This is a genomic window from Microcoleus sp. F10-B2, assembly GCF_036704965.1.
Lineage (GTDB): Bacteria > Cyanobacteriota > Cyanobacteriia > Cyanobacteriales > Microcoleaceae > Microcoleus.
The window spans coordinates 1-1,128 of record NZ_JAUBTB010000237.1 but is presented as its reverse complement, the minus strand read 5'-3'; the positions used below and the strand labels follow the sequence as shown (position 1 = coordinate 1,128).

1 pseudogene is annotated in these 1,128 nt (G+C 37.1%); it reads right to left on the bottom strand.

Annotation, left to right across the window (positions count from 1 at the left end):
- Window positions 1–1,071, bottom strand: a pseudogene (locus QUA99_RS32910) (IS630 family transposase); the annotation flags it as partial.
- Window positions 1,072–1,128 lie beyond the last annotated feature (57 nt).

The window sequence follows — 1,128 nt, the reverse complement described above, 5'->3', positions numbered from 1 at the left end:
TAAAGATGTGATAGAGATAAAGACTGTAAAATCCAAGACCATCCGGTGAGAAATCCAATGACGCGATCGGTGAAAGATGCTAAAATTTCCTGAACTTTTGTGCGAAGTTCATCAAGATTACTAAACACCGACCAAGCTAAGAAATCTTTGAGATATTCCCACACTCTCTCTGTGGGATTTACTTCGGGACAAGCCGGAGGTTGAAACAGTAAAATAATATTGTCTGGTAAGTCAGATGAGTCTAAATTATGAGCGGGTGCATTATCGACTTGAATGATGTGTAATTCATCGGGATATTGTATTGACAAAAGTTGCAAATATGCTTCAAAACAAACTTTATCTAAATGTGAAAACTCCCAAAAAAAACTTTTGCCAGTAGAAATCGATACAGCCCCGTATAGCCAAAAGCACTCAAATTTCCATTGGTGCTTCCCCATAGGCTTTACGCCGAAAAGCGTTAGCTTTCGCCTCCGAATTGTATGCAAGCCTAATCGAGTTTCATCGCTGCACCAAAAGTTGACTTTTTTATATTTGTTTACTTGAGGTGAAGCTGTCTCCAGCAAAGCTTTTATTTGGTAGTGCAAGCTATTTTTGAAGTCATTAATTGCCGTAGCTTTTTGAGAGATACTTCGAGGTCTCGGAATTTTTAATTTACTTTTTAATTCACCTTTAGTTAAAGAATATACAGCCGAATAACTACTGGCTATTCCTTTGATTAACCAGAGCCATAACCGAACTTCTTGGTAACTGCGAAATCCTTCAGGATCTCTCAATTCTTGTTGCAATAAAGCGGCTACTTCAACTGAGAACTTTTTTGGGCGACCAAAAACCTGCCGATTTTTTAATAAATTTTCGCTTGCCGCCTTGTTTGTATTGAAAGAGCCAGCGATGAATTGTTGCCTCACCTTTACCTAAAACTGCTGCTACTTCTCGCACAGTTGATACTTGTTTCGATTGGAATAAATAAAGCATTTGTACTTTATTGTAGGCAAGGATTCTTGTTTGTTTATTAAGAATTATTTGCAAATATTCTACAGATTCGGTAATTTTTATGTTGGGGCGACCAGACATTTTCATTGGCTCCTTTACTTCTTACATAAGTCTATCACATCTTTAAAAAAATGGTAT